20 protein-coding genes are annotated in these 24,636 nt (G+C 59.0%); 12 read left to right on the top strand and 8 right to left on the bottom strand.

The window, feature by feature from the left end; translation table 11 throughout:
• The first annotated feature begins 407 nt into the window (after nucleotides 1-407).
• The 4 genes from C7534_RS12865 to C7534_RS12850 all read left to right on the top strand — a co-directional run bounded on the left by C7534_RS12865 (nucleotide 408) and on the right by C7534_RS12850 (nucleotide 1,986).
• Nucleotides 408-779 (top strand): bacteriocin, encoded by a 372-nt coding sequence (locus tag C7534_RS12865; RefSeq protein WP_046027077.1) that lies wholly within the window; start codon nucleotides 408-410, stop codon nucleotides 777-779.
• A 112-nt stretch (nucleotides 780-891) separates the two neighbouring features.
• Complete coding sequence (locus C7534_RS12860) at nucleotides 892-1,359, top strand: glycine zipper domain-containing protein (protein ID WP_177412238.1); 468 nt, start codon at nucleotides 892-894, stop codon at nucleotides 1,357-1,359.
• A 123-nt stretch (nucleotides 1,360-1,482) separates the two neighbouring features.
• Nucleotides 1,483-1,668, top strand: coding sequence for a hypothetical protein (locus C7534_RS12855; protein ID WP_046027075.1), 186 nt, complete (start codon nucleotides 1,483-1,485; stop codon nucleotides 1,666-1,668).
• 105 nt (nucleotides 1,669-1,773) lie between these two features.
• Complete coding sequence (locus C7534_RS12850; protein ID WP_109785985.1) at nucleotides 1,774-1,986, top strand: hypothetical protein; 213 nt, start codon at nucleotides 1,774-1,776, stop codon at nucleotides 1,984-1,986.
• A gap of 762 nt (nucleotides 1,987-2,748) precedes the next feature.
• On the opposite strand, the gene C7534_RS12840 is transcribed toward C7534_RS12850, so the two are convergent.
• Together C7534_RS12840 and C7534_RS12835 are read right to left on the bottom strand one after the other, a co-directional pair.
• A complete protein-coding gene (locus tag C7534_RS12840) occupies nucleotides 2,749-3,144 on the bottom strand; it encodes a hypothetical protein (protein WP_109785984.1) in 396 nt (131 codons plus the stop codon).
• Entirely contained in the window at nucleotides 3,141-7,997 is a 4,857-nt protein-coding gene (locus C7534_RS12835) for an RHS repeat-associated core domain-containing protein (RefSeq protein WP_109785983.1), read from the bottom strand. The genes C7534_RS12840 and C7534_RS12835 overlap by 4 nt, the downstream gene beginning before the upstream one ends.
• Before the next feature lie 251 nt (nucleotides 7,998-8,248).
• Between C7534_RS12835 and C7534_RS12830 the strand changes: the two genes are divergently transcribed.
• Nucleotides 8,249-8,944 (top strand): HAD-IA family hydrolase, encoded by a 696-nt coding sequence (locus C7534_RS12830; RefSeq protein WP_046027071.1) that lies wholly within the window; start codon nucleotides 8,249-8,251, stop codon nucleotides 8,942-8,944.
• Between the two features lie 69 nt (nucleotides 8,945-9,013).
• On the opposite strand, the gene C7534_RS12825 is transcribed toward C7534_RS12830, so the two are convergent.
• The gene (locus C7534_RS12825; protein ID WP_109785982.1) at nucleotides 9,014-9,760 is read right to left on the bottom strand and encodes a 3-oxoacyl-ACP reductase family protein; all 747 of its coding nucleotides are present in this window, start codon (nucleotides 9,758-9,760) and stop codon (nucleotides 9,014-9,016) included.
• A 125-nt stretch (nucleotides 9,761-9,885) separates the two neighbouring features.
• Here C7534_RS12825 and C7534_RS12820 point away from each other — a divergent pair, with 125 nt between their 5' ends.
• Nucleotides 9,886-10,809, top strand: a complete 924-nt coding sequence (locus tag C7534_RS12820) for a LysR family transcriptional regulator (RefSeq protein WP_109785981.1) — start codon at nucleotides 9,886-9,888, stop codon at nucleotides 10,807-10,809.
• A 134-nt stretch (nucleotides 10,810-10,943) separates the two neighbouring features.
• On the opposite strand, the gene C7534_RS12815 is transcribed toward C7534_RS12820, so the two are convergent.
• Nucleotides 10,944-11,684 carry a phosphoadenylyl-sulfate reductase gene (locus tag C7534_RS12815; protein WP_109785980.1) on the bottom strand — a complete coding sequence of 247 codons (741 nt, stop codon included), beginning with the start codon at nucleotides 11,682-11,684 and terminating at the stop codon, nucleotides 10,944-10,946.
• 173 nt (nucleotides 11,685-11,857) lie between these two features.
• Between C7534_RS12815 and thrH the strand changes: the two genes are divergently transcribed.
• A complete protein-coding gene (gene thrH / locus C7534_RS12810) occupies nucleotides 11,858-12,475 on the top strand; it encodes a bifunctional phosphoserine phosphatase/homoserine phosphotransferase ThrH (protein WP_033055708.1) in 618 nt (205 codons plus the stop codon).
• Nucleotides 12,476-12,601: 126 nt separating this feature from the next.
• Here thrH and pabB read toward each other — a convergent pair whose 3' ends face one another.
• From pabB to rloA, 4 genes are all read right to left on the bottom strand, one after another.
• The gene (gene pabB / locus C7534_RS12805; RefSeq protein WP_046027068.1) at nucleotides 12,602-13,939 is read right to left on the bottom strand and encodes an aminodeoxychorismate synthase component I; all 1,338 of its coding nucleotides are present in this window, start codon (nucleotides 13,937-13,939) and stop codon (nucleotides 12,602-12,604) included.
• 248 nt (nucleotides 13,940-14,187) lie between these two features.
• On the bottom strand, nucleotides 14,188-15,174 hold the full coding sequence (locus C7534_RS12800; RefSeq protein WP_046027067.1) for an alpha-L-glutamate ligase-like protein: 987 nt from the start codon (nucleotides 15,172-15,174) through the stop codon (nucleotides 14,188-14,190).
• Nucleotides 15,174-16,709 (bottom strand): osmotic stress tolerance membrane protein RloB, encoded by a 1,536-nt coding sequence (rloB, locus tag C7534_RS12795; protein WP_109785979.1) that lies wholly within the window; start codon nucleotides 16,707-16,709, stop codon nucleotides 15,174-15,176. Before rloB ends, C7534_RS12800 begins: the two co-directional genes overlap by 1 nt.
• A gap of 5 nt (nucleotides 16,710-16,714) precedes the next feature.
• The gene (rloA, locus tag C7534_RS12790) at nucleotides 16,715-17,251 is read right to left on the bottom strand and encodes a retropepsin-like aspartic peptidase RloA (RefSeq protein ID WP_046027065.1); all 537 of its coding nucleotides are present in this window, start codon (nucleotides 17,249-17,251) and stop codon (nucleotides 16,715-16,717) included.
• 301 nt (nucleotides 17,252-17,552) lie between these two features.
• Here rloA and C7534_RS12785 point away from each other — a divergent pair, with 301 nt between their 5' ends.
• The 5 genes from C7534_RS12785 (at nucleotide 17,553) to prpF (ending at nucleotide 24,522) form a co-directional block, all read left to right on the top strand.
• Nucleotides 17,553-18,269: a GntR family transcriptional regulator gene (locus tag C7534_RS12785; RefSeq protein ID WP_404942948.1), complete on the top strand. Its 717-nt coding sequence runs from the start codon at nucleotides 17,553-17,555 to the stop codon at nucleotides 18,267-18,269.
• The gene (gene prpB, locus C7534_RS12780; protein ID WP_027922545.1) at nucleotides 18,266-19,156 is read left to right on the top strand and encodes a methylisocitrate lyase; all 891 of its coding nucleotides are present in this window, start codon (nucleotides 18,266-18,268) and stop codon (nucleotides 19,154-19,156) included. The genes C7534_RS12785 and prpB overlap by 4 nt, the downstream gene beginning before the upstream one ends.
• Nucleotides 19,157-19,358: 202 nt before the next feature.
• Nucleotides 19,359-20,486, top strand: a complete 1,128-nt coding sequence (prpC, locus tag C7534_RS12775; protein WP_109785977.1) for a bifunctional 2-methylcitrate synthase/citrate synthase — start codon at nucleotides 19,359-19,361, stop codon at nucleotides 20,484-20,486.
• A 184-nt stretch (nucleotides 20,487-20,670) separates the two neighbouring features.
• Nucleotides 20,671-23,265, top strand: coding sequence for a Fe/S-dependent 2-methylisocitrate dehydratase AcnD (gene acnD / locus C7534_RS12770; protein ID WP_046027062.1), 2,595 nt, complete (start codon nucleotides 20,671-20,673; stop codon nucleotides 23,263-23,265).
• 66 nt (nucleotides 23,266-23,331) lie between these two features.
• Nucleotides 23,332-24,522: a 2-methylaconitate cis-trans isomerase PrpF gene (gene prpF / locus C7534_RS12765; protein WP_046027061.1), complete on the top strand. Its 1,191-nt coding sequence runs from the start codon at nucleotides 23,332-23,334 to the stop codon at nucleotides 24,520-24,522.
• Nucleotides 24,523-24,636: the final 114 nt, after the last annotated feature.

Raw genomic sequence — 24,636 nt, 5'->3', positions numbered from 1 at the left:
CGCCCAAGGCCTTCAAGGCCAAGGACGGTGAAGATTTCAAAAACCCGGTTTCCGGTGGACCGTAAGGCTGCTCCGCTTAAGTGAACAGCATTACGCCATCGAGCGGGGTTTTTCATGTGTGAAATCTCGATTACCGGTTGAAACCTGAAGTGCCGACGTTCGGTAATGATGCCGTTTACTTTTTCACATACTTTTCACAGCCACCTCCGTAGGCTCAAACCATCCGTTAGAAAGCAGTACCTGGCCCGTTCCCCAGCGGGCTTTTTTTTGCCTGTCATAAAACCTTTCCCATAAAAGCTGTCCAACCGTCGCTGATTGAGCGGTGCGGTGGTTTTTGTGTGGACGTTTACTGCGTGACAGCATTTAATCCCCGGCTTTCTTTTTTCCCCTATTTTTGAGGTTTCGTCATGCGTTTAACACTGCCTTCCCTGGTTCTTGGGCTTCTGGTTGCTCAAGGTGCGATGGCTGCCAGCGATGGCACCGCCGCAATCGGCGGTGGTCTGGGTGGCGCGCTGGGTAATGTGGTCGGCCAAAGCATGGGCGGCAGCACCGGCGCAGCGATTGGTGCTGGCGTAGCGGGCGCGGCCGGCAGTGCTGCTACCGCACGCAAAGGCAGCCGCACTTCAGCCGCCATTGGTGGCGGTGTGGGTGCAGCGGGTGGTTCAGTGATCGGCAACAGCCTGGGTGGCAAGACCGGTTCTACCATCGGCGCAGGTTTGGGTGGTGCACTGGGCGGCGGCGTAGGCAGCAACATGGCCAAAGGTCACAAGCGTCACTGATCCTGATCGGCCCATTGAAGAGCCCGGCTAAATGCCGGGCTTTTTCGTTTATGAACGATTCTTTAAACAAAGCCTCGAAGCTCATATACCCCAGAAGAATACGAGGCTTCCCATGACCCCGGTTAACAATGGCAAAAAGTGTACAAGCATCAACGCTCGACGTTTGGCGCTGTCCGTGTTTGTGGTGGGACTGTTGGCGGCTCAAGGTGCAATGGCGGCCAACGACGGCACCGCTGCGGTGGGCGGCGGCCTGGGCGGGGCGTTGGGTAATGTCGTCGGCGGACAATTGGGCGGCAGCACGGGAGCGGCCATCGGCGCCGGTGTCGGCGGCGCGGCAGGGAGCGCGGTCGGGGCGGAAAAAGGCAATCGCAATGAGGCGGCCATTGGCGGCGGCTTGGGCGCAGCAGGCGGCTCGGTGGTTGGCAACAGCCTCGGCGGCTCTACCGGTTCGACCATCGGTGCTGGCCTGGGTGGTGCCGCGGGTGGTGCCGTCGGTAACAACCTGGGCGACGACGATAATCATGGCAGCTCCCATTCCGGTAACGGACACAAGCATAAGCACAAAAACAAGCATCACTAACTCGCCAACGAGTAGAAGCCCGGCCTAGCGCCGGGCTTTTCGTATCTGTGCCTGGCAAGCCGGAACGAATGGCGGCAGCTACTCTCGAACTTTATACACCCCCCAATAATTGCGAGGCCCGCCATGACGCCGGAAACCGAAGGCAAAGAACAAAAAGGCCCGAGTGGGCTTCCGTTCATCAATGATCCCGGCAATGAAGATCCAGGTTCATTGATTGACGACGCCACGGTGCCGCTCAATGATTCCGATGACGCGGGTGATGTGGGAAATCTTGAGTACGAAGACGAGTATGAAGACGACGAAGATTGATCTTTGTGCGGTCTCGTTGACCGAACGTCTCTTTGATCGAACGCATGTATAACCCGGCCTCTCGAAATATCAGGACCTGCTCTTCAGGTCCTTCGAGAGGTGCTTATGAACGCTGATCCGAAAAAAACCGACTTTGATGACACTCCAGAGTATCCGCTGCCTTCGCCGACCGACTCGCTGGGTCGCGATCAACGTCCGCCGGATGACGATACGGCGGTGGAACAAGTGCCCGCTGATGATGTGAAGCGCGGTGATGTCGAGGCTGATCCTGAAGATCCGGACATTGCCGGTGATGATTACTCGGGTGAACCGAGCTAGAAACCGCTCGTCGATTGTGCGGCTCCTTTTTAAGGAGATGCACCAGGATCGGTTCAAAGTTTGCAGCCTTGGCCGTTGCGGGCTGTTGTCGGTTAGCTCGTTGACTGCGTTTACCCAGTCTTACGGGAACGATACTCCTGTGGATAAAGGCGGGATGCCTCCGTCCACTGAAATGAATACGAATTTTGCGAATGGCAACGCGCTACCGCCCGGCTCTATTAATAGTGGGAATGGTGGGGATGCCAATGGGAGCAGTACTTCCCCGGGGGCGGTGAGTGGTGGAGGTTCGATGGGGAGAGGTGGTGGGGCTGGAGGATCTGGTCGTTCTGGTGATGCAGGAGCTAGCGATGTCGAAAAGGACAATGGTGGTCAGCACGAAAAAGTGCTTGAACTATCAAAGCCCAGCTATTTGTTGGGCTTTACACGTCTTTTGTTGTCATGACTCTAGCCCTAAAAGCTAGTGCACTATAAATAGGTGTAAACATCTATTTTGATAGCGACTCGATCCAGCGTTTGTAGAATTCTTGTTGCAACTGGGTGTCGTTGGTAATTTAATTTTCCTCATAGTCGAATATTCTCACCATGTCCTCAGGATCCGTGGGTATACCTAAATTGAGCTCGTACGCCACGAGGCCAGCAGACATTTACGATGACATTCGTGAATGGGTAAACAGTGGTGCAAGTGGACTCCCTTGGAGTGCGTGGCTATTTCAAATGCTTTCATAGGTGTTTTCGGATTCAAGATGGTGTGTTTTGTTTTTGTTAACTATTTTTTAGTGATTCTAACCAGCGGTAGAAAAAATCGGTTTGCATCTTTGGGTCATTAATAATGTCTTGGTCGTCATACTGAAAGATATTGACGAGGTCCTTTCTTGAGGCTCGGACGCCTAGCTTGTGCTCGTAGGCCATGATCCCACAACTCATCTGTGAGGACATGCTGGACGGCCGCACGTTTATTTTTGCGCCTTTACATAGAAATTTAACATCAGGAAGCGATTGGATTATTTTTCCAAGGCATTCATAAATATCAAGTCCTGAGAGTTTTTTTGTCCAGCCATTCTCTAGTGTTATTTGGATAGCAGGCGAATCTACATCGTAATCGAGTACTGCAATCTCTAATTTGTCACCGATTAAGATAGAGATCTTTTCAATTGTCATGGTCGTTTCCTTTGTGGATTCGGTATCGAATGCCCAACATAGCTGCCGTCTTTTTTTAGTGGTGTAGCGCCTAAAATGTCTTCGGTCTTTACTTTTCTAGGAATAGCTATCTCATCTTCGTAGTTGTAAGGGATATCGTTGGGGTGCAACTCCTTGTTGACGTCATGACCAAAAACCCTTTTGAGTGTGTACATATAGCCATTTTTTGTCCTGTATTCAGTGCCAAAATCTATCGCTATCTCTGGGTCAGTAGATGTACTGATAAAATTGCTCGGAGGGTTTTTGTTGTCCCAAACGTGAAGTAATAAGTCATTACTATCTCCTCTGCTCAAGAATCCAGTATCAAAAATTTCGTCGGGCTTACGCAGATCACCACGATATAGATACTCGCTTTTTTCTGTCGAGGAAGGAAGTGAAGGCGCACCCTCATCAACCCTAACCTTCCCCGCCGGATCCTCATCCCCAAACCCCGGCCTCTTGCACCCATCCGCCCCAGGACATTCATTCAACCCCAACGGATCAACCCAGCCCGTAGGATTCCGCGTGTACTGATACCCGTTAATCCCGCCCGCCAACCCACTCGGATCCGGTGTCAGGTACCGCCCGATATCCGGGTTGTAGTAACGATGCCGGTTGTAATGCAGGCCTGTCTCCGCGTCGAAGTACTGCCCTTGAAACCTCAACGGTTGGTCCAGCACCTGGTGGGTATCGCGGTTCAGTCGGGTCAGGCGGCCGTAGGCGGTGTATTGCGCGGCCCAGATGATGTCGCCGCTGTAATCGGTGAGTTCTTGCGGGGTGCCGAGGTGGTCGAGTTGGTAGTAGAACGGGCAGGCCTGGCGCGGGCCTTTGCCGTCGAGCATGGCGAGGGGGCGAAAGGTGCCGGGTTCGTAGAGGTAGCTGCGGTGATGCTCCTGGCTGTGTTCGGCGATGAGGTGGTCGCCCTGCCAGAAAAACTCGGTGGTTTTGCCGTCGACGGTTTTGCGGATGCGGCGGCCGAAGGCGTCGTAGCGGTAGGTCGCGCAAGTGCCATTGGGCAGCGTGACGCCGATGAGCCGGTGCTGGCAGTCGTAGCGGTATTCGGTGACGAGTTTTTGCGCGGTGCCGCGGCGTTCGCGGATCAGGTTGCCGAAGGCGTCGTAGTCGAAGTGACGGTCGCCTTGCATCGACAGACGATTGCCTTTGACGGCTGCCGGGCCGGGGCGGTCCTGCATCAACAGGTTGCCGGCGGGATCGTGGGCGAAGCTTTCGGGTTGTTGATCGCGCGAGTGACGGACCCGGATCAGGCGGTTGAGAGGGTCGTATTGGTAGTTGCGTTGGCCATGACGGGTGTCTGCGATGTAGTCGAGATTGCCGTTGGCGTTGTAGGTGTAGTCGCGCCGATACAGCGACTGTTGGTGTTGGCTGACAGCGTGGGCTTTCAGGCGGCCTTGTTCGTCGTGGTCGTACTGACTGCGCAACAGGCCTTGCTGGCGTTGTAACTCGCGACCGAATCGGGAGGTGTGGCTTGTGAGGCGTGTGCCGTTAAGGTCGATGGCGGTCAGCGCGCCACCTTTGGCGCGGTGGTAGCTGAGTTTGCTGTTGTCCGGCAGGCGCAGGTGATTGAGCCGGCCGCAGGCATCGTAGCCATAACGCAACGTGGCCCAACTCTGGTGTTCAGTGATCAGGCGGTTCTGGGTGTCGTATTCGAACTCCAGTGGGTGGTCTTGGCTGTCGTCGACGCTGACCAGCCGACCGAGGCTGTCGTAGCAATATTCAACCTTGGTGCCGTCAGGCAGGGTTTTGATCAGCAACCGACCGGCCGAGTCCCGCTGGTAGCGCGTAATCAGCTTCGAGCCGTCATCGCCGTACTCGGTTTTCTCCAGTAAATGGCCATTCAGGTCGTAGGCATACGCCGTGCGTCGACCATCAAAACCGGTTTGCTGTCGGACCAATCCACTGGCGGTGTAGTCCAGTCGATAACGTTCACCGGACTCGTTCTCGATGTCGGTCAGCAGCAGCCGTGCGTTGTCATAGCGGTAACGCAGGTGTGTGCCGTCGGGGTTGATCCGGCGGCTGACCAGGTGCAAGTCATCGTCGTACTCAAAACGCGTGACACGACCCAGTTCATCCCGTTCGGCAGTGATCTTGCCGTAGGCATTGTAACTGAAGGCTCGACTGGCGCCAGTAGGAAGAGTTGTCTGGATCAGTCGGCCAACGGCGTCCCGTTGGTAGTGAGTGACAGCGCCGAATTCGTCCTGAAAGGTTATTTTCCGTCCCAGAACATCGTAGGAAAACCGCCGCTGACCGCCGTCCGGCAGGGTTTCTTCGATCAGTTGCCCAAGTGCATCCCGAACGAAAACCTGACGACTGCTGTCCGGAAAACGAATCGAGAGCAGCCGTCCTTGGGTGTCGTAGTGGTAATGGGTGGTTTGGCCATCGGGATCGATGGCCTCGGTGACATCGCCTTGAGCATTGCGTTGATATTTCCATACGGCTTTACCGCGAGAGCACGCATGCAGGAAACCGTTGCGGTATTCGTAGGACGTTGGCTCATCTTCAGGTGGAATCAGCGCAATCAGCCGCCCGATCTCGTCGTAGCGGTATTGAGTGATCGCTCCCAGCGGCCCCTGTTCGGCAATCAGATGACCCTTGTGGTCATAAGTCTTGAGATACTCGGCACCCTCTGGCTCAACCCGACGCACCAACCGCGCCGTATCGTCATGGACGTAGGCTTCTTCGCTGCCATCGACGCTTTTAACCCGCACGCCACCGTTGTCGTCCCAGGCATAGCGTGTATCCATCTGCGAAAACGTCGCCCAGTGCCGAATGCATCGGGCCGCTTTGCCCGACCGTTCCCACTCCCAAAAGAAACCTGCCCCGCCGGCGAGTTGCCGCTGGAGAATCACGTGGTGGTCGTCGTAGTCGTACCGCTCGCTTTCACCGGCGGCATTGGTCGCTTCGATCAGTCGCTGGCGGGCGTCGTAGCGGTAGGAAATCAGCGTTTGCTCTGTACGCCAGGCGTCATCCGCAGTGTCGGCGGGATGAAACGATTGATACTCGACGGCAACGATGTGCCGGCGCTCGTAGCGCAACAGCAGCGAACGGCCTGCACCGTTGTCGAGGCGCTGAATGCGATCCTGACGATCGCGGGTGATGTGCACCCGGTTGTTGTAGGCATTGCTGATCGTGGTCAGCCGCCCAGTGCGAAAGTGATAAAACCGCACCGTCTCGCCAGCCAATGCGAGCACTAATTCCTCTGGCTGATCCCCGAGATAAATCGCGGCCCGCGACAGACTGTTATGGATGGCCGGGCGTTCCTGGCTGGGCAGCGGAAACGTCGTACGACGGTTTTCATGGTCGATCCAGACGACGTGTTCTGCGTCCAGCTCCAGCCGATGCGCCAGCGAATGACTCCAGCCCCAGCCCAGCCCGCAATCGATTTCCACGGCGCTGGTTCGGTACAACCGGGTGAACGCAAAGGGCAGCAAGCCATTGAGTGAACCATCCTCCAGGGTCAGCAACTCTTCGCCGGTGACCATCGACACCGGGCAACCGTTCGTACAGGTCAGCGGCCCGCAGTCGGCGCTGTCGCCATTGGGGTTTTTCGCCTGTTCGGAGGCGTCGTCACGGTGTTCGTGACGGCTGAGGCGGGTGGTGGCTGCGGATTTTTTGCGAGCGATGGCGAGCGGATTTTCCACCTGCGTTATGGGCGCAGAGCCGGCACTTATCTGTAATGGCAGCGTAGGCGCGGGGTTCAGCGCAGCAGTGCGGGCGTTGACCGCAAGGGGTTTGAATACCTCCGCATGGGGCGTCAGGTCGGATTGAGCGGCCAGCCGCAAACTCGCGGCAGCCAGCCATTTGCGCGCCCGTTCCGATTTGAGCTTGTTCAGCACCTTGGCACTGATGCCGAGTTTCAGTCCTTTGGTGCCGGTAAATCGTGCCAGGAGAAAACCGATCAAAATGCCTGTGCGGATTTCCGCCACAACCTCTGCAGCGTGATGTGGCGGCAGCATCCGCACCCAGCTGGTAAACGCCGCGAGATGAATGAACATCAACGGCTCGTCACTCAGCATCAGCAGCAGATTGGCGATCGACTCCGCCGAGGCCTTCAGCAGTGTTTCAAGTTCGGTCTCGGTCAGGTACTCAAGGAGCTTTTGGCTGTTGGCTTGCAGGTCCGCGATCAGCTCGTATATCTGCTTCACGTCGTCCCACAAACCGTTCAGCGCATTCTCGAAGCCTCGCCAGTCAGCCTGTTGCAGCAGGCCGTAGCGCTTGATGAAACCCGCCTCGGCGAACTCGACCCAGGAAGGTTCGAATTCAGTCGTCCATTCGTTGCGCAACCAACCTTCCAGTTCGCCGATGACGCTTTGATAAGAGGCGTACAGCGCTTTGACGTGTTCGGTGGAAACGTTTGGAAAGAAGGTGATGCGGTAACGTTGACCGCGCTCGCACTTGGGGACCTCCAGGATGCCGCTGGGGCCGATCTGGTGGTGAACCGGCTCGCCAAATGTTCCGTCCGGGTTCAACGGTTCCAGCGTCACCGGCGTATTGCCAATGGGGACGAATCGCGCGGCCTCGAACATGTGCACCAGTGTCAACGGGCCGCTGGCCGGGCATGCGCCGACGGTTGAACTGACGGGCGCAGTGGAGTGCTTCGGTGCGATCAGCCGGACATCGTTGCCGACCTTGAATACCTGCTCGATCTCCAGTGCCTTGCCAGTCCAGAAACTCTCGGCCCACGCGTCGTAATCGTTGAGACAGAGCCGAAAGTCAGCGAGCAGCGCCTCGACGTTCGGCTGTTTGGGGTCCATGGCGGCGACCACCAGCAAGCCGATGGCGTTATTCAAGGCCAGTACCTTGTCAGGTACGAACATTCGCAGTCCCTCGCGCAGATCAAGATGAGCGCGAGACTTTGCTTGGGATCAACGGGTAAAGAAGTCGGGAAAGGAGGCGTTTTATGTAGGAGGATTCGCTAAATGACGACGAGCACTTTTTGTAACGGCCAGGCATTGCCCGTTGCCCAACGTCAGCCGCGCTCGCTATGCTGCTGAATCCTTTAATCGATCACGGACCCGGCCGTACCTGAGCCGTCTCTGAGGTGTCATTTGAAAACGGATCAGATGCGATGAATGCACCGCTCAACACGTTCGGCCCGATCAAGGCTGTGATTTTCGACATGGACGGTTTGCTGCTGGACACCGAGGGCATTTATACCGAGGTCACGTCCCTGATTGCCGCGCGTTACGGCCGGGTGTTCGACTGGAGCATCAAGCAGAACATCATCGGGCGTGGGGCGGGTGATCTGGCGCGGTACGTGGTCGAGGCGCTTGATCTGCCGATCACCGCCGAAGAGTTCCTGGTGATCCGCGAGCCGCTGATGCGTGAGCGTTTTCCTACGGCGCTGGCGATGCCCGGTGCGCAGGAGCTGGTTCGGCACTTGAAGGCCAACCGTATTCCGATCGCAGTCGGTACCAGTTCTTCGAGCCAGTCGTTCGGCCAGAAAACCACGTTGCACCGTGACTGGTTTGCGCTGTTCGATTTCATCGTGACGGCCGATGACCCGGAAGTAGGTGCAGCCAAGCCGGCACCGGATATCTTCCTCACGGCGGCGCGCCGCCTGGGTGTTGCGCCTGAGGACTGCCTGGTGTTTGAAGATTCGCCGTTCGGGGTCACCGCGGCGAAGGCGGCGGGGATGACTGCTATTGCGATCCCGGACGCGGCCATGGCTGACGAAAAATACGCACATGCCGATGGCATTCTTCGTTCGCTGAAAGCCTTCACGCCGAGCGCGTGTGGTTTGCCGGCCCTGGAATGGACCTGAAGCGATAAACAAAAAACGCCGGCAACCTGATCAGGGTTGCCGGCGTTTTTGTTTTGATCAAGCCGAGGGTCAGGCGCCGAAACCACCGTCGATGGTCAGGCTGGCACCGGTGATGTAGCCGGCTTCCGGACTGACGAGGTAGGCAACGAAGCTGGCAATTTCTTCGGCTTTGCCATAACGACCCACTGCCATCATCGGGATCAGGCTTTCGGCGAAGTCACCGTCGGCGGGGTTCATGTCGGTGTCGACCGGGCCGGGCTGCACGTTGTTGATGGTGATGCCGCGTGGGCCGAGGTCGCGGGCCAGCCCTTTGGTCAAGCCGACCAGCGCTGCCTTGCTCATGGCGTACGGGCCGCCACCGGCGAAGGGCATGCGGTCAGCGTTGGTGCTGCCGATGTTGATGATGCGACCGCCTTCAGTCATGTGTTGGGCGGCGGCCTGGGTGGCGATGAATACGCTACGCACGTTGATGGCGAGGGTCTGGTCGAAGTCTTCGAGCTTGAAGTCTTCCAGGGGGGCAACGGCCAGCACGCCGGCGTTGTTGACCAGGATGTCCAGGCGACCGAAGGCTTTGACGGTAGCGCTCACAGCGTTGCGAATGGCCTCGGCGTCGGCGCTGTCCGCTTTGATGGCCAGGGCTTTGCCGCCGTTGGCGGTGATGCTGTTTTGCAGTTCTTCGGCTTTGACCGTGGAGCTGACGTAGGTGAAGGCAACTGCCGCGCCTTCAGCGGCCAGGCGTTTGACGATGGCTGCGCCGATACCCCGAGATCCGCCTTGAATCAAAGCCACTTTGCCGCTGAGGTTCTGAGTAGTCATATCGATCTCCAAAGTCCCGAAGCGAGATGCCCCGGTTGATGGAGCCTAGTATCGATTGAGGATTACACGCTGAGTAGACGGTAATTACGATAGTCTGTGTAAACCAAAAGTTTATAGTGGCGCCTATGGAAACCTTCAGCAGTATCGAATGCTTCGTGCGCAGTGCCGAGGTGGGCAGCTTTGCCGAAGCCGCCCGGCGCTTGAGTCTGACCCCGGCCGCCGTGGGCAAGAGTGTTGCCAAACTTGAGGCGCGGCTCGGCGTGCGGCTGTTTCAGCGCAGCACGCGCAGCCTGACACTGACGGAGGCCGGTCAGCTGTTTCTCAACGAAGTCAGTTCCAGCCTGCACACCATCCAGAATGCCGTCGCCAATCTGGCCAGCGCCGAAGGGCGGCCGGCGGGGACGTTGAAGGTCAGCATGGGCACTGTGTTTGGACGATTGTATGTGGTGCCGTTGCTGGGCGAGTTTTTACGGCGGTTTCCGGCGATCAATCCGGACTGGCATTTCGAAAACCGCCAGGTCGATTTGATCGCGCAAGGTTTCGACGCGGCCATTGGCGGTGGATTCGAACTGCCCCAAGGCGTGGTGGCACGCAAGCTGACACCGGCGCACCGGGTGTTGGTGGCGTCATCCGATTACTTGAGCACACACGAAGCGATCATCGAGCCAGACGACTTGAAGCGCCACGATGGCATCCTGATTCGTTCCCCGCAGACCGGCCGGGTGCGTTCCTGGCAGTTGACCAGCCGCACGCAGCAACACAGCCCGTTGACGCTGAAGGCGCGAATGACCATGAGCGATTCGGAAGCGGCGTGCGCAACGGCGGCCCAAGGACTGGGGATTGCGCTGGTGAGCATGCCGTTTGCCTCGGGGTATCTGGAAAGCGGGAAGCTACAGCGGGTGTTGCCGGACTGGTATGTCGACGATGGCAACATTTCGATCTATTACGCGGAACACAAACTGTTGCCGGGCAAGACCCGGGCGTTTGTGGATTTCATCATTGAGCAGTTTGCGGAGCAGGGGTTGAGCCGGCGGTTTAGTGCGGTTTGAGCCTGCCTTGGAACCGAGGTGTTGCCATCGCGGGCAAGCCCGGCTCCCACAGGAATTAGTGACCGTCACAGATCCATTGTGGGAGCCGGGCTCTTGCCCGCCCCGATCCCACAAGGGCAGTCTGTCAGGCGGAATCAGGCCTTGGATTTGCTGATGATATTCCCCGCGTGCAGCCCGCATTCTTTCTGCGTTGCTTCTTCCCACCACCAGCGACCTTCGCGTTCGTGCTGGTTCGGCAGCACCGGGCGAGTGCACGGTTCGCAGCCAATGCTGATGAAGCCGCGCTCATGCAGGCTGTTGTACGGCAACTCCAGCATGCGGATGTAGCCCCAGATTTCCTCGCTGGTCATCTGCGCCAACGGGTTGAATTTGTACAGGGTGCGCTCGGGTGTCGAGAACGCGGTGTCGATCTCCAGCACCGCTACGGCGCTGCGAGTGCCTGGGCTTTGGTCGCGGCGCTGACCGGTGGCCCAAGCGGTTACGCCGGACAGCTTGCGGCGCAGCGGTTCGATCTTGCGGATGCCGCAGCATTCGCCATGGCCATCCTTGTAGAAACTGAACAGGCCTTTTTCCTTCACGAACGGTTCAAGTTTCGTGTAGTCCGGCGACACCAATTCGATGTCGATCTTGTAGTGCTCACGCACCCGATCGATGAAACGGTAGGTTTCCGGGTGCAAGCGGCCGGTATCGAGACTGAACACTTTGACGTTCTTGTTCAGTTTCCAGGCCATGTCCACCAGCACCACGTCTTCGGCACCGCTGAAAGATATCCACAGGTCATCGCCAAACTCGGCGAACGCGAGTTTCAGGATGTCCTGGGCGGATTTGTTGGCATAGGTCGTGGCGAGTTCCACGACGTCGAACGTTGGGCTCATCAGGGCGGCTTCCTACAGGTCGGTGGCGCTGGGCGCTCTATATGGACCAGATGGTAACAAAATCCTGCGGCTACTGGCGCGCCCTCTGCGTTGCGCCCGTCAGCATGAATCGCTAGAGTTCGGCAGTCTTTTTGCTCGCTCGACTCAATAATCAATACAAATGGGAGTGTCTTGTGGAAATTGCCTGTCTGGATCTTGAAGGTGTACTGGTCCCGGAAATCTGGATCGCTTTCGCCGAAAAAACCGGGATCGAATCGCTCCGGGCCACCACTCGGGACATTCCCGATTACGACGTGCTGATGAAGCAACGCCTGCGCATCCTCGACGAGCACGGTTTGAAACTCACCGACATTCAGGAAGTGATTGCCACGCTGAAGCCGCTCGATGGCGCCATTGAGTTCGTCAACTGGCTGCGTGAGCGCTTTCAGGTGGTGATTCTGTCGGACACGTTCTACGAGTTTTCCCAGCCGCTGATGCGCCAACTGGGCTTTCCGACGCTGCTCTGCCATCGCTTGATTACTGACGATTCCGGTCGGGTGACGAGCTATCAGTTGCGTCAGAAAGATCCCAAGCGTCAGTCGGTCCTGGCCTTCAAGAGCCTTTACTACCGGGTGATTGCGGCGGGCGACTCCTACAACGACACCACGATGCTGGGTGAGGCGGACGCCGGGATTCTGTTCCACGCGCCGGACAATGTGATCCGCGAGTTCCCGCAGTTCCCGGCGGTGCATACGTTTGAGGACTTGAAGCAGGAGTTCATCAAGGCTTCGAACCGGGCATTGAGTTTGTAATCGTTTTCGAGGACGCCATCGCGGGCAAGCCTTGCTCCTACAGATTTTGTGTCGTACGCCGGAAGTCGGAACGACTCAGAACCCGTAGGAGCAAGGCTTGGTCCGGGCGGCGTTCCGACGATGCTTTTAAAGGTTCTGCAGGGTATCGAGCAGCACCTTCACCTTGGTAATCGACTCCTGGTACTCAGCCTGCCACTCGGAATCGGCGACGATCCCGCCGCCGCCCCAGCAACACACCTGTCCATCCTTGACCAGCAGGCTGCGAATCGCGATGGAGCTGTCCATCTCGCCGCGCACATCCAGGTACAACAACGAGCCGCAGTACAAGCCGCGACGGGTCGGCTCCAGCTCATCAATGATCTGCATCGCACGAATCTTCGGCGCACCGGTGATCGAGCCGCCGGGGAAGCTGCCAGCGATCAGGTCCAGCGCATCGCGGTCATCGGCCAGTTCACCGGTCACGCTGCTGACCAGGTGATGCACGTTCGGATAGCTTTCCAGGCTGAACAATTCAGGTACGCGCACCGAGCCAATGCGGCAGGTGCGGCCGAGGTCGTTGCGCAGCAGGTCGACAATCATCAGGTTTTCCGCGCGATCCTTGGGGCTGGCCAGCAATTCGGCGGCGTTCGCTGCGTCTTCGGTGGCGGTCAGGCCGCGAGGGCGGGTGCCTTTGATGGGGCGGGTTTCCACATGGCGTTGGCTGACTTTGACGAAGCGCTCCGGTGACAGGCTCAGTACCGCGCCGCCGTCGGGCAGGCTCTGGAAACCGGAAAAGGGTGTCGGGCACGCCGCCCGCAGCGCGCAGTAAGCGGTCCATGAATCGCCCTCGCAGGGTGCGCGAAAGCGCTGGGCGAAGTTGACCTGATAGCAATCACCGGCCTGAATGTATTGCTGGATACGCTCCAGCGCCTGGCGGTATTCGTCAGCGCTGAGGTCGGCACTCATCGGCGCGTTCAGTTTGAAGGGGGCCACGGCATCAGCCGTCGGCTGGCTGAACAGCGCGATCAGACGCTGGCATTCGCTGTCGATCAACGACGGATGAAACACCAGTTGGCTGGTCTTCAAGTGGTGATCGCTGATCAAGGCCCAGTCGTACAGCCCGAAACGCGCGTCGGGCAATTGCAAATCGTCTTGTGCCTGACTCGGCAGATGTTCCAGGTGCCGACCGAAGTCGTAGCTCAGATAACCGATCAGGCCGCCGGCGAAGGGCAGGTCAAACGGAACATTCGCTTCGCCCAGTTGCGCCAGATTCTCGCGCAGGCGTTGCAGGAAGTCGTTGCCGCTTTCGTCAGGCAGCACGGCCAATTGCGCCAGCGGCCAGGCGCTGAGCAGATCAAAGCGGCCACGCTCGGCACTCGGCCGGCCACTGTCGAGCAGTACGGCGCCGGGGGCATGACGAATCGCCGCGAAGTACTCGGCGGGATTGGCGCGATAGGGGAGCGGGTGTACGGAACAGGTCAACATGGGCGGGGCGGGTCAGCCATCGAGGCGGGGTGGCGATTGTAGTCCTCTGCAGGATTTGCTCCTAGAGGGGATGTCGGGGATTGGCAGGTTGGGGGACGGATAGGGTGCTGTAGCGGCTGGAAATCAGCCATCGCGAGCAAGCTCGGCTCCTACAGGATGATCGTTCCCACGCTCTGCGTGGGAACGATCATTTGCGCAATCCTTGCAGGAGCCGAGCTTGCTCGCGATGGTGGCGACTCGGTCCCGAATCAGCCTTCAACCGCCGGAATATGCCCAAACATCTCCTGCACAAACTCCACCCGCTCACGAACCGTCTCGGTGATCCCGCGTGCCTTCAACTCCTCCAGTCGCGCTTCAACCGCATGCGTGCGCAATGTCAGGCCGCAATCGTTGGCGATCTGGATGTTCAGGCCCGGTCGGGCATTGAGTTCAAGGATCAACGGGCCTTTTTCCTGGTCCAGGACCATGTCGACCCCGATATAACCCAGCCCGCATAGCTCATAACAGCCGGCAGCGAGTCTCATGAAACCGTCCCAGTAGGGCAGTTGCACGCCATCGACGGCGTTGGTGGTGTCCGGGTGCTTGGTAATGATGTTGTTCAGCCAGGTACCGCGCAGTGTCTCCCCGGTCGCGAGGTCGACACCGACGCCGATGGCGCCCTGGTGCAGGTTGGCCTTGCCGCCGGATTGCCGGGTCGGCAGGCGCAACATGGCCATCACCGGGTAGCCCATCAACACGATGATGCGGATGTCCGGCACGCCTTCGTAGCTGATGCTCTTGAAAATCTGGTCCGGAATCACCCGATACTCGATCAGCGCACGGTCGCGGTGACCGCCCAGGGAATACAGGCCGGTCAGGATGCTGGAGATATGGTGCTCGATCTCCTCATGGCTGATGATCTTGCCGGACACCGTGCGGTAGCGGCCTTCGAAACGGTCGACAATCACAATGATGCCGTCACCGCCCGCGCCCTGGGCCGGTTTGATCACGAAGTCGGTACGCCCGCCGATGATCTCGTCGAGGTTGTCGATTTCTTTCTCGGTAGAAATAACGCCATACAGTTCCGGCACATGGATGCCGGCGGCGATGGCGCGTTCCTTGGTGATGATCTTGTCATCGACAATCGGGTACAGGCTGCGCTTGTTGTACTTGAGCACGTAGTCGGCGTTACGCCGATTGATTCCCATGATGCCCCGGGCTTCCAGGGCCTTCCAGGTCTTCCAGAAGCCGAACATCAGGCGTCAGCCTTCTTCAGGAAAGCCTTGAAACGCACCAGTTCGGTCAAGCGGTAGCCGCGATAGCGACCCATCGCCAGCATGAAACCCACCAGGATCAACAGGATCGCCGGGAAGGTGAACACGAAGTAAACCAGCTCCGGCACGGTCATGATCAGGTGCGCCAGGGACGCTGCGAACAGGGTGCCGATGGCCACTTTCATGGCGTGGCCCGAGCCGCGTTCTTCCCAGGTAATCGACAGGCGTTCGATGGTCATGGTCAGAATCACCATCGGGAACAGCGCCACCGACAGCCCGCGCTCCAGGCCCAGTTTGTGGCTGAACAGGCTGATGGCCGCAATCAGCACCACCACGAAGGTCAGTACCACCGAGAGTCTGGGCAGCATTTGCAGCTTCAGGTGTTCAAGGTAGGAGCGTAGCGACAGCCCCAGCGCCGTAATGATCGTAAACAGCATGATGCCGAAACCGAGCTGGGTTTCGCGGAAGGCGAGGGCGATCAGCACCGGGGTAAAGGTGCCGAGCGTCTGAATGCCGATCAGGTTGCGCAGGATCAGAATCACCAGTACGCCAATCGGGATCATCACCATGATCATGAACGTCTGCTGGGTTTGCAGCGGCAGGCCGTACAGCGAGTACTCAAGGAAACTGGCGTCGGTGTTTTCGTCGGTCAGCTTGGCCAGGCGAATGGCGTTCATTTCGCTGTTGTTCAGGCTGAAAGTCACGTTGGCTTTTTTGCCGCCATCGACGGTGATCAGGTTTTCATCGCCCGTCCACCACAGCAGGCGGTCGGTCGGAAGGCCTTGTTCACCGGTTTCCGGGTTGAAGTACAGCCAGTCGGTGCCATTGAAGCTGCGCAACCACAGTTCAGGGATTTGCGGCTGGTCGGCCACCAGGCGAATGGTGTGGACTTTTTCCACCGGCACGTGGGCGATGGACAGCACCAGTTCGACGATTTTGGCTTTGTGAGCGGAGGAAGGATCGCCGGCCAGCAGCAACTTCACATTGTCGTCGTTGACGTTGTTGACCCGCTTGATGGCTTCACCGATGAAGGTTTCGACGTCGGCCGAGTGCTGGCGAATAGGGGCGAGCAGGGCTTCTGCGGCGATTTTTTCCGGGCCTTCGACGGCGATGCTGTCGCGGAAGGTCGGGCCTTTGATCTTGGATTTTTCGCCGGTGTAGCGTTTGGTCAGCACCAGGCGGTAATAAAGGGTTTGATTGCCTTTGGCCCGACGCGCCGACCAGGTGACCTTGCGGTTGCCGTCGACACGGTTCACGGCGACGCCGTAGTTATTGGAAATGAAGCTCTCGTTGAGGCTGACGTAATCGCGGCTCAGTGGCGGTACGAACATCTGGATCTTGACCGGATCCTTGGCACTGGCGACGAACTCGACCTTGGCGTCGATGTTCCACAAGTCGTCGGTGGCGTCTTCGGTCACGGGAATCCCGAGCACGAAGATCTGATAGGCCGTAACTGAAATGCCCAGCACCACCAGGATGGTGATCAGCAGTTTCAGATGGAGGGTAAGAGAGCGCATTGGAATTACTCTGCGGTATGAGCGTCGGTGGCGCAGGCGGGTTTGCCAGCAGCGTATTTAAGACTGGGGTCAACCAGCGCGTCGAAGCGCTTGAGCGCTTCGGAGCCGATCAACAGCGGGTATTGGAAGGCGCTGCGGTCGGTCAGGTTCACTTCGATGCTGCGTAAAGCCGAACCCATGCAGATGTCCAGCTCGATCACCGGGCGGGCCGTGTACTTCTTGCCTTCTTCCGGGTCGTAGTCACCGGCCCGGCGCTTGATCTTGCTGACCCGGGCCAGTGGCCGTTCGATCGGGTGCGAATGAGCGGTGTCGATGGCTAGATAGAAGCGCACCCAGGATTCGCCATTGCGTTTGAAGCGTTTGATGTCGCGCGCACTCAATGAAGCGGTTTTCGCCCCGGTGTCGAGTTTGGCCGCGACTTCAAGGTTGATGCCATCCAGGGAGGCGTACTCGTTGAGGCCGTACACCGTTTTCCCCGCCGCCGCGGCAAAACCGGGCAGACACAGTAGATAAAGGAATGTAGGGAGAAGCTTGAGTCTCATAAATCCTGGCGCGCAGCGGTCCGTACTTGATTCAAGGCCCTGGCATCGCTGCGCAAGCTCCCTCGTATGCCTATCAGCCATTTGTGACAATCAATGCAGATGTCCCAAACAATTGCGGGCGGCATTCTAGCACGGTGGCTTGATGGCGCCAGCGCTGGCAGGCGGCTATAAATGGTAGTGCTGCTTTGTTATGGTGCGGCAGGTTATTAGACGATTGTCGACAATATCCAATTAACCTTTGACTGTGCGGCCGGTTTTCGCTAGTTTTTGCCGCATCAGCTTTCAAGGTGTCGACAATATGCTGGATCAACTGGATCCCCCGCTCACAACGCAAGACGATTCGGAGACGCTTTCCGAAAACGTCTTCCGGCGTATTCAAGCGGCCATCGTCAAGGGTGAAATCGCCCCGGGCAGCAAGATCTCCGAGCCAGAGCTGGCGCGTACCTACGGCATCAGCCGCGGGCCACTGCGTGAGGCGATCCATCGCCTGGAAGGCCAGCGCCTGCTGGTGCGTGTGCCGCACGTCGGGGCACGGGTGGTTTCGCTCAATCATGCCGAGCTGCTGGAGCTCTACGAGATCCGCGAATCCCTTGAAGGCATGGCCTGCCGTCTCGCTGCCGAGCGCATGACCCTTGAAGAAATCGACGAACTGCGTCGGGTCCTCGAAACCCATGAGCGCGATGAGGCGTTTCAGGCCGGACGTGGCTACTACCAGCAGGAAGGCGATTTCGACTTCCATTACCGGATTATCCAGGGCAGCGGCAATCGCACGCTGACCCAAATGCTCTGTGGCGAGCTTTATCAATTGGTGCGCATGTACCGCATCCAGTTCTCCACCGTACCCAATCGCCCACATCAGGCGTTTGCCGAGCACCACCGAATTCTCGATGCCATCGCCGACCGTGACGGTGAGCTGGCCGAGTTGTTGATGCGCCGTCACATCGGCGCCTCCAAACGCAATATCGCCCGTCATTACCAGGACGGCGCTAACCCGACAGCCAAACGAGGTGAGTCATGAGTTTGAACAAGAGCACTCCAGGCCAGCGTTTCCGCGATGCGGTCGCCAGCGAGCATCCATTGCAAGTGGTCGGCGCGATCAACGCCAACCACGCGTTGCTGGCCAAGCGCGCCGGTTTCAAGGCGATCTACCTGTCGGGTGGCGGGGTGGCTGCCGGCTCCCTCGGCGTACCGGACCTGGGCATCACTGGCCTGGATGACGTGCTGACCGACGTGCGTCGCATCACCGACGTTTGCGACCTGCCGCTGCTGGTGGATGTGGACACCGGTTTCGGTTCTTCGGCGTTCAACGTTGCCCGCACCGTGAAGTCGATGATCAAGTTCGGCGCCGCAGCCGTTCACATCGAAGACCAGGTCGGCGCCAAGCGCTGCGGTCACCGCCCAAATAAAGAAATCGTGTCGTTGCAGGAAATGGTCGACCGCATCAAGGCTGCCGTTGATGCGCGTACCGATGACAGCTTCGTGATCATGGCCCGTACCGACGCCCTGGCCGTCGAAGGCCTGGAGTCTGCCCTGGATCGCGCGGCTGCGTGCATCGAGGCCGGCGCCGACATGATCTTCCCGGAAGCCATCACCGAACTGGACATGTACAAGCTGTTCGCCAGTCGTGTGAAAGCCCCGATCCTGGCCAACATCACCGAATTCGGTGCAACACCGCTGTACACCACCGAGCAACTCGCCGGTGCCGATGTATCGCTGGTGCTGTACCCGCTGTCCGCCTTCCGTGCGATGAACAAAGCCGCGGAAAACGTCTACACCGCTATCCGCCGGGACGGCACGCAACAGAACGTCATCGACACTATGCAGACCCGCATGGAGCTTTACGATCGCATCGACTACCACACCTTCGAGCAGAAGCTCGATGCGTTGTTCGCCGCGAAGAAGTAATGAAGGACGCAATCATGTAGCAGCTGCCGAGCCCGCGAGGCTGCGTTCGAGGCCGAAGGACTCGCCAAATCAGGCGAGGATTTACGACTGCTTCGCAGCCGGACGCTGCCTCGCGGTGCTCGACAGCTGCTACGGATGTGCGATGTAAATCTGAAAGAAATTGCAGATTCCCTGACAAATTCAAAAAATACTGGAGACAGCAATGGCCGAAGCAAAAGTACTCAGTGGCGCCGGGCTCCGTGGCCAGGTTGCCGGGCAAACCGCACTGTCCACCGTGGGCCAGTCGGGCGCCGGTTTGACCTATCGTGGCTATGACGTTCGTGAGTTGGCGGCGGACGCGCAATTCGAAGAAGTCGCTTACCTGCTGCTCTACGGCGAACTGCCGAGCAAAGCGCAACTGGCCGCCTACGTCGCCAAACTGAGCAAGCTGCGGGACCTGCCACAAGCCTTGAAAGAAGTACTGGAACGCATCCCCGCCGACGCCCACCCGATGGACGTGATGCGTACCGGCTGCTCGTTCCTGGGCAACCTGGAGCCGGAGAACAACTTCTCCGAGCAACACGACAAAACCGACCGTCTGCTGGCCGCGTTCCCGGCGATCATGACGTACTGGTATCGCTTCAGCCACGAAGGCAAGCGCATCGACTGCGTGAGCGACGAGCAATCCATCGGCGGCCACTTCCTGCACCTGCTGCACGGCAAGAAGCCGAGCGAGTTGCACGTCAAGGTGATGAACGTTTCGCTGATCCTCTACGCAGAGCACGAGTTCAACGCCTCGACGTTCACTGCGCGTGTTTGCGCGTCCACCTTGTCGGACCTGTTTTCCTGCATCACTGCTGCAATCGGTTCGCTGCGCGGTCCACTGCACGGCGGCGCCAACGAAGCGGCGATGGAAATGATCGAGCGCTTCAGCTCGCCGGAAGCGGCGATCGAAGGCACCCTCGGCATGCTCGAGCGCAAGGACAAGATCATGGGCTTCGGTCACGCGATCTATAAGGACAACGATCCGCGCAACGAGGTGATCAAGGGCTGGTCGAAAAAACTCGCGGACGAAGTGGGCGACAAGGTGTTGTTCCCGGTTTCCGAAGCCATCGACAAGACCATGTGGGAGCAAAAGAAACTGTTCCCGAACGCCGACTTCTACCATGCCTCGGCGTACCACTTCATGGGCATTCCGACCAAGTTGTTCACCCCGATTTTCGTCTGCTCGCGCCTGACAGGCTGGGCTGCACACGTGTACGAACAGCGCGCCAACAACCGCATCATCCGCCCAAGCGCCGAGTACACCGGCGTTGAGCAGCGCAAGTTCGTGCCAATCGAACAACGCTGAATGGTGGAGGCCGGCTAACCGCAAACCTGTAGGAGCCGAGCTTGCTCGCGATGACGGACTGACATTCAACATTGATGTCGTCTGATACACCGCCATCGCGAGCAAGCTCGGCTCCTACAGGGGATCGGTTTCAATGCAATGCCAGGCCCCACCCTTTGTAACTACCGTGACCCGAGTCCTGACGATGAACACACAATTCCGTAAAACGCTTCCCGGCAGCCATCTGGATTATTTCGACGTCCGCGCGGCGGTCGAGGCCATCCAGCCCGGCGCCTACGACACCCTGCCGTACACCTCCCGCGTGCTGGCGGAAAACCTGGTGCGTCGCTGCGACCCGGCCACGCTCACCGATTCCCTGAAGCAATTCATCGAACGCAAGCGCGACCTCGATTTCCCGTGGTTCCCGGCCCGTGTGGTGTGCCACGACATTCTCGGCCAGACCGCACTGGTCGACCTCGCCGGCCTGCGTGACGCCATCGCCCTGCAAGGCGGCGATCCTGCGCAAGTAAACCCGGTGGTGCCGACTCAATTGATCGTCGACCACTCCCTGGCCGTCGAGCGCGGTGGCTTCGATCCGGAGGCGTTCGAGAAGAACCGCGCCATCGAAGACCGTCGCAACGAAGACCGTTTCCACTTCATCAACTGGACCAAAAAGGCGTTCAAGAACGTCGACGTGATCCCGCCAGGCAACGGCATCATGCACCAGATCAACCTGGAGAAAATGTCTCCGGTGATCCAGGTACGTGACGGCGTGGCGTTCCCCGACACGTGCGTCGGCACCGACAGCCACACCCCGCACGTCGATGCGCTGGGTGTGATCGCCATCGGTGTGGGTGGCCTGGAAGCCGAGAGCGTCATGCTCGGTCGTGCTTCCTGGATGCGTCTGCCGGAAAGCGTCGGCGTTGAATTGACCGGCAAGCTGCAACCGGGCATCACCGCCACCGACATGGTGCTGGCGTTGACCGAGTTCCTGCGCAAGCAAAAAGTCGTTGGCGCATGGCTGGAGTTCTTCGGTGAAGGCGCCGCCGCGCTGACCCTCGGCGACCGCGCAACCATTTCCAACATGGCCCCGGAATACGGCGCCACGGCTGCGATGTTCTACATCGACCAGCAAACCATCGACTACCTCAAACTCACCGGCCGTGAAGACGATCAGGTGCAGTTGGTCGAGCATTACGCCAAGACCACTGGCTTGTGGGCCGACAGCCTGAAAGGCGCGCAATACGAGCGCGGCTTGACCTTCGATCTGTCCACGGTCGTGCGCAACATGGCTGGCCCGAGCAACCCGCACGCCCGTGTGGCGGTTTCGGATCTTGCCGCCAAAGGCATCTCCGGCCAATGGGACGATGTACCGGGTCAAATGCCCGATGGCGCCGTCATCATCGCCGCCATCACCAGCTGCACCAACACCAGTAACCCGCGCAACGTGATCGCTGCCGGCCTGCTGGCGCGCAACGCCAACAAGCTCGGTCTGACCCGCAAGCCATGGGTCAAGTCGTCCCTGGCCCCGGGTTCGAAAACCGTCGCCCTGTATCTGGATGAAGCCGGCCTGACCGATGAGTTGGACAAGCTCGGTTTCGGTGTCGTCGCCTTCGCTTGCACCACCTGCAACGGCATGTCCGGCGCACTCGATCCGGTGATCCAGCAAGAAATCATCGACCGCGATCTGTACGCCACGGCGGTGCTCTCCGGTAACCGTAACTTCGACGGCCGGATTCACCCGTACGCCAAGCAAGCGTTCCTTGCTTCGCCGCCATTGGTGGTCGCTTACGCCATTGCCGGGACCATCCGTTTCGACATCGAAAAAGATGTGCTGGCCGTGGTCGATGGCAAGGAAATCCGCCTGAAGGACATCTGGCCGAGCGACGAAGAAATCGACGCCGTGGTCAAGGCATCGGTGAAGCCGGAGCAGTTCCGCCAGGTCTATATTCCGATGTTCGCCATCCACGAAGACACCGGCCCGAAAGTCGCGCCGCTGTACGACTGGCGCGAAATGAGCACCTACATCCGCCGTCCGCCGTACTGGGAAGGCGCGCTGGCCGGCGCTCGTCCGCTCAAGGGCATGCGCCCGCTGGCGGTACTGCCGGACAACATCACCACCGATCACCTGTCGCCGTCCAACGCGATCATGCTGGACAGCGCCGCCGGCGAATACCTGGCGAAAATGGGCCTGCCGGAAGAGGACTTCAACTCCTACGCGACTCACCGTGGTGACCACCTGACCGCGCAGCGCGCGACATTCGCCAACCCGAAACTGTTCAACGAAATGGTTCTGGAAAACGGCAAGGTCAAGCAGGGTTCGCTGGCTCGCGTCGAGCCGGAAGGCCAAGTGATGCGCATGTGGGAAGCGATTGAAACCTACATGGAACGCAAGCAGCCGCTGATCATCATTGCCGGCGCTGACTACGGTCAGGGTTCGTCCCGCGACTGGGCAGCCAAGGGCGTGCGTCTGGCGGGTGTGGAAGCGATTGCCGCTGAAGGCTTCGAGCGCATTCACCGCACCAACCTGGTGGGCATGGGCGTGTTGCCGCTGGAGTTCAAGGCCGGCACCAACCGTCACACCCTGGCCATCGACGGCAGTGAAACCTACGACGTGATCGGCGAGCGCACACCGCGTGCCGAGCTGACGTTGGTGATCCATCGCAAGAACGGCGAGCGCGTCGATGTGCCGGTGACCTGCCGCCTCGACACCGCCGAAGAAGTGTCGATCTACGAAGCGGGCGGCGTGTTGCAACGCTTTGCCCAGGACTTCCTCGAAGAGTCGGCAGTCGCCGTTTAACACACGCTGTACAGACACGGGACTTCAAGTCCCGTGTCTGTTTTCAAGGTAAGGAGTAACGAGCACATGGCTCACGCAGCTCAGATCAAAATCCCTGCCACCTACATGCGTGGCGGCACCAGCAAAGGCGTGTTTTTCAGCCTGCAAGATCTGCCCGAAGCGGCACAGGTTCCAGGCCCGGCCCGCGATGCTTTACTGCTGCGCGTGATCGGCAGCCCCGACCCGTACGACAAGCAAATCGACGGCATGGGCGGTGCGACGTCCAGCACCAGCAAAACCGTGATCCTGTCGAAAAGCCTCAAGGCCGATCACGACGTTGATTACCTGTTCGGTCAGGTGTCCATCGACAAGCCTTTCGTCGACTGGAGCGGCAACTGCGGCAACCTGACGGCAGCGGTCGGTTCGTTCGCCATCAGTAACGGCTTGGTCGAAGCCAGCCGCATTCCGCACAACGGCGTGGCCGTGGTTCGCGTGTGGCAGGCCAACATTGGCAAGACCATCATTGCCCATGTGCCGATCACCAACGGTGAAGTGCAGGAAACCGGTGATTTCGAACTCGATGGTGTGACCTTTCCAGCCGCCGAAGTGCAGGTCGAATTCATGGACCCAGCAGCGGAAGAAGAGGGCGGCGGCGGTTCGATGTTCCCTACCGGCAACCTGGTGGATGACCTCGAAGTACCCGGCGTCGGCACCTTCAAGGCGACCATGATCAATGCCGGCATCCCGACGATTTTCGTCAATGCCCAGGACATCGGGTACACCGGCACCGAGTTGCAAGGCGCGATCAACAGCGATCCGAAAGCGCTGCTGATGTTCGAAACCATCCGCGCTTATGGCGCATTGCGCATGGGCCTGATTTCGAACATCGACGAAGCGGCCAAGCGTCAACACACCCCGAAAGTGGCTTTCGTGGCCAAACCGGCGGACTACGTTTCGTCCAGCGGCAAGGCGATTGCGGCGGGCGATGTCGACCTGTTGGTGCGTGCGCTGTCGATGGGCAAATTGCACCACGCGATGATGGGCACCGCAGCGGTGGCCATCGGCACGGCGGCCGCGATTTCCGGCACGTTGGTGAACCTCGCCGCCGGCGGTGTCGAACGCAACGCGGTGCGCTTCGGGCATCCGTCGGGCACGCTGCGTGTCGGTGCCGAAGCCAGTCTGGTCAACGGTGAATGGGTCGTGAAAAAAGCCATCATGAGCCGCAGTGCGCGGGTGTTGATGGAAGGTTACGTCCGTGTACCGGGTGATTCGTTCTGAGATAAACGCTAAACCCTGTGGGAGCGGGCTTGCCCGCGATGAGGCCCGCACATCCGAAATTGATGTCGGCTGATACACCGCTATCGCGGGCAAGCCCGCTCCCACAGGTTATTG

The sequence above is a fragment of the Pseudomonas sp. OV226 genome (assembly GCF_003148705.1).
Lineage (GTDB): Bacteria > Pseudomonadota > Gammaproteobacteria > Pseudomonadales > Pseudomonadaceae > Aquipseudomonas.
This window is presented reverse-complemented; position numbering and strand designations above follow the sequence as displayed.

Bases quoted from the DNA above. Each gene is read 5' to 3' on its own strand.
- C7534_RS12855 (WP_046027075.1), top strand. From the start codon at position 1,483: ATGACGCCGGAAACCGAAGGCAAAGAACAAAAAGGCCCGAGTGGGCTT.
- C7534_RS12800 (WP_046027067.1), bottom strand. From the start codon at position 15,174: ATGTTCGGCTTCTGGAAGACCTGGAAGGCCCTGGAAGCCCGGGGCATC.
- C7534_RS12865 (WP_046027077.1), top strand. From the start codon at position 408: ATGCGTTTAACACTGCCTTCCCTGGTTCTTGGGCTTCTGGTTGCTCAA.
- C7534_RS12820 (WP_109785981.1), top strand. From the start codon at position 9,886: ATGGAAACCTTCAGCAGTATCGAATGCTTCGTGCGCAGTGCCGAGGTG.
- C7534_RS12860 (WP_177412238.1), top strand. From the start codon at position 892: ATGACCCCGGTTAACAATGGCAAAAAGTGTACAAGCATCAACGCTCGA.
- rloA (WP_046027065.1), bottom strand. From the start codon at position 17,251: ATGAGACTCAAGCTTCTCCCTACATTCCTTTATCTACTGTGTCTGCCC.
- prpF (WP_046027061.1), top strand. From the start codon at position 23,332: ATGGCTCACGCAGCTCAGATCAAAATCCCTGCCACCTACATGCGTGGC.
- C7534_RS12835 (WP_109785983.1), bottom strand. From the start codon at position 7,997: ATGTTCGTACCTGACAAGGTACTGGCCTTGAATAACGCCATCGGCTTG.
- C7534_RS12815 (WP_109785980.1), bottom strand. From the start codon at position 11,684: ATGAGCCCAACGTTCGACGTCGTGGAACTCGCCACGACCTATGCCAAC.
- prpC (WP_109785977.1), top strand. From the start codon at position 19,359: ATGGCCGAAGCAAAAGTACTCAGTGGCGCCGGGCTCCGTGGCCAGGTT.
- C7534_RS12825 (WP_109785982.1), bottom strand. From the start codon at position 9,760: ATGACTACTCAGAACCTCAGCGGCAAAGTGGCTTTGATTCAAGGCGGA.
- rloB (WP_109785979.1), bottom strand. From the start codon at position 16,709: ATGCGCTCTCTTACCCTCCATCTGAAACTGCTGATCACCATCCTGGTG.
- prpB (WP_027922545.1), top strand. From the start codon at position 18,266: ATGAGTTTGAACAAGAGCACTCCAGGCCAGCGTTTCCGCGATGCGGTC.
- C7534_RS12830 (WP_046027071.1), top strand. From the start codon at position 8,249: ATGAATGCACCGCTCAACACGTTCGGCCCGATCAAGGCTGTGATTTTC.
- C7534_RS12850 (WP_109785985.1), top strand. From the start codon at position 1,774: ATGAACGCTGATCCGAAAAAAACCGACTTTGATGACACTCCAGAGTAT.
- acnD (WP_046027062.1), top strand. From the start codon at position 20,671: ATGAACACACAATTCCGTAAAACGCTTCCCGGCAGCCATCTGGATTAT.
- C7534_RS12840 (WP_109785984.1), bottom strand. From the start codon at position 3,144: ATGACAATTGAAAAGATCTCTATCTTAATCGGTGACAAATTAGAGATT.
- pabB (WP_046027068.1), bottom strand. From the start codon at position 13,939: ATGTTGACCTGTTCCGTACACCCGCTCCCCTATCGCGCCAATCCCGCC.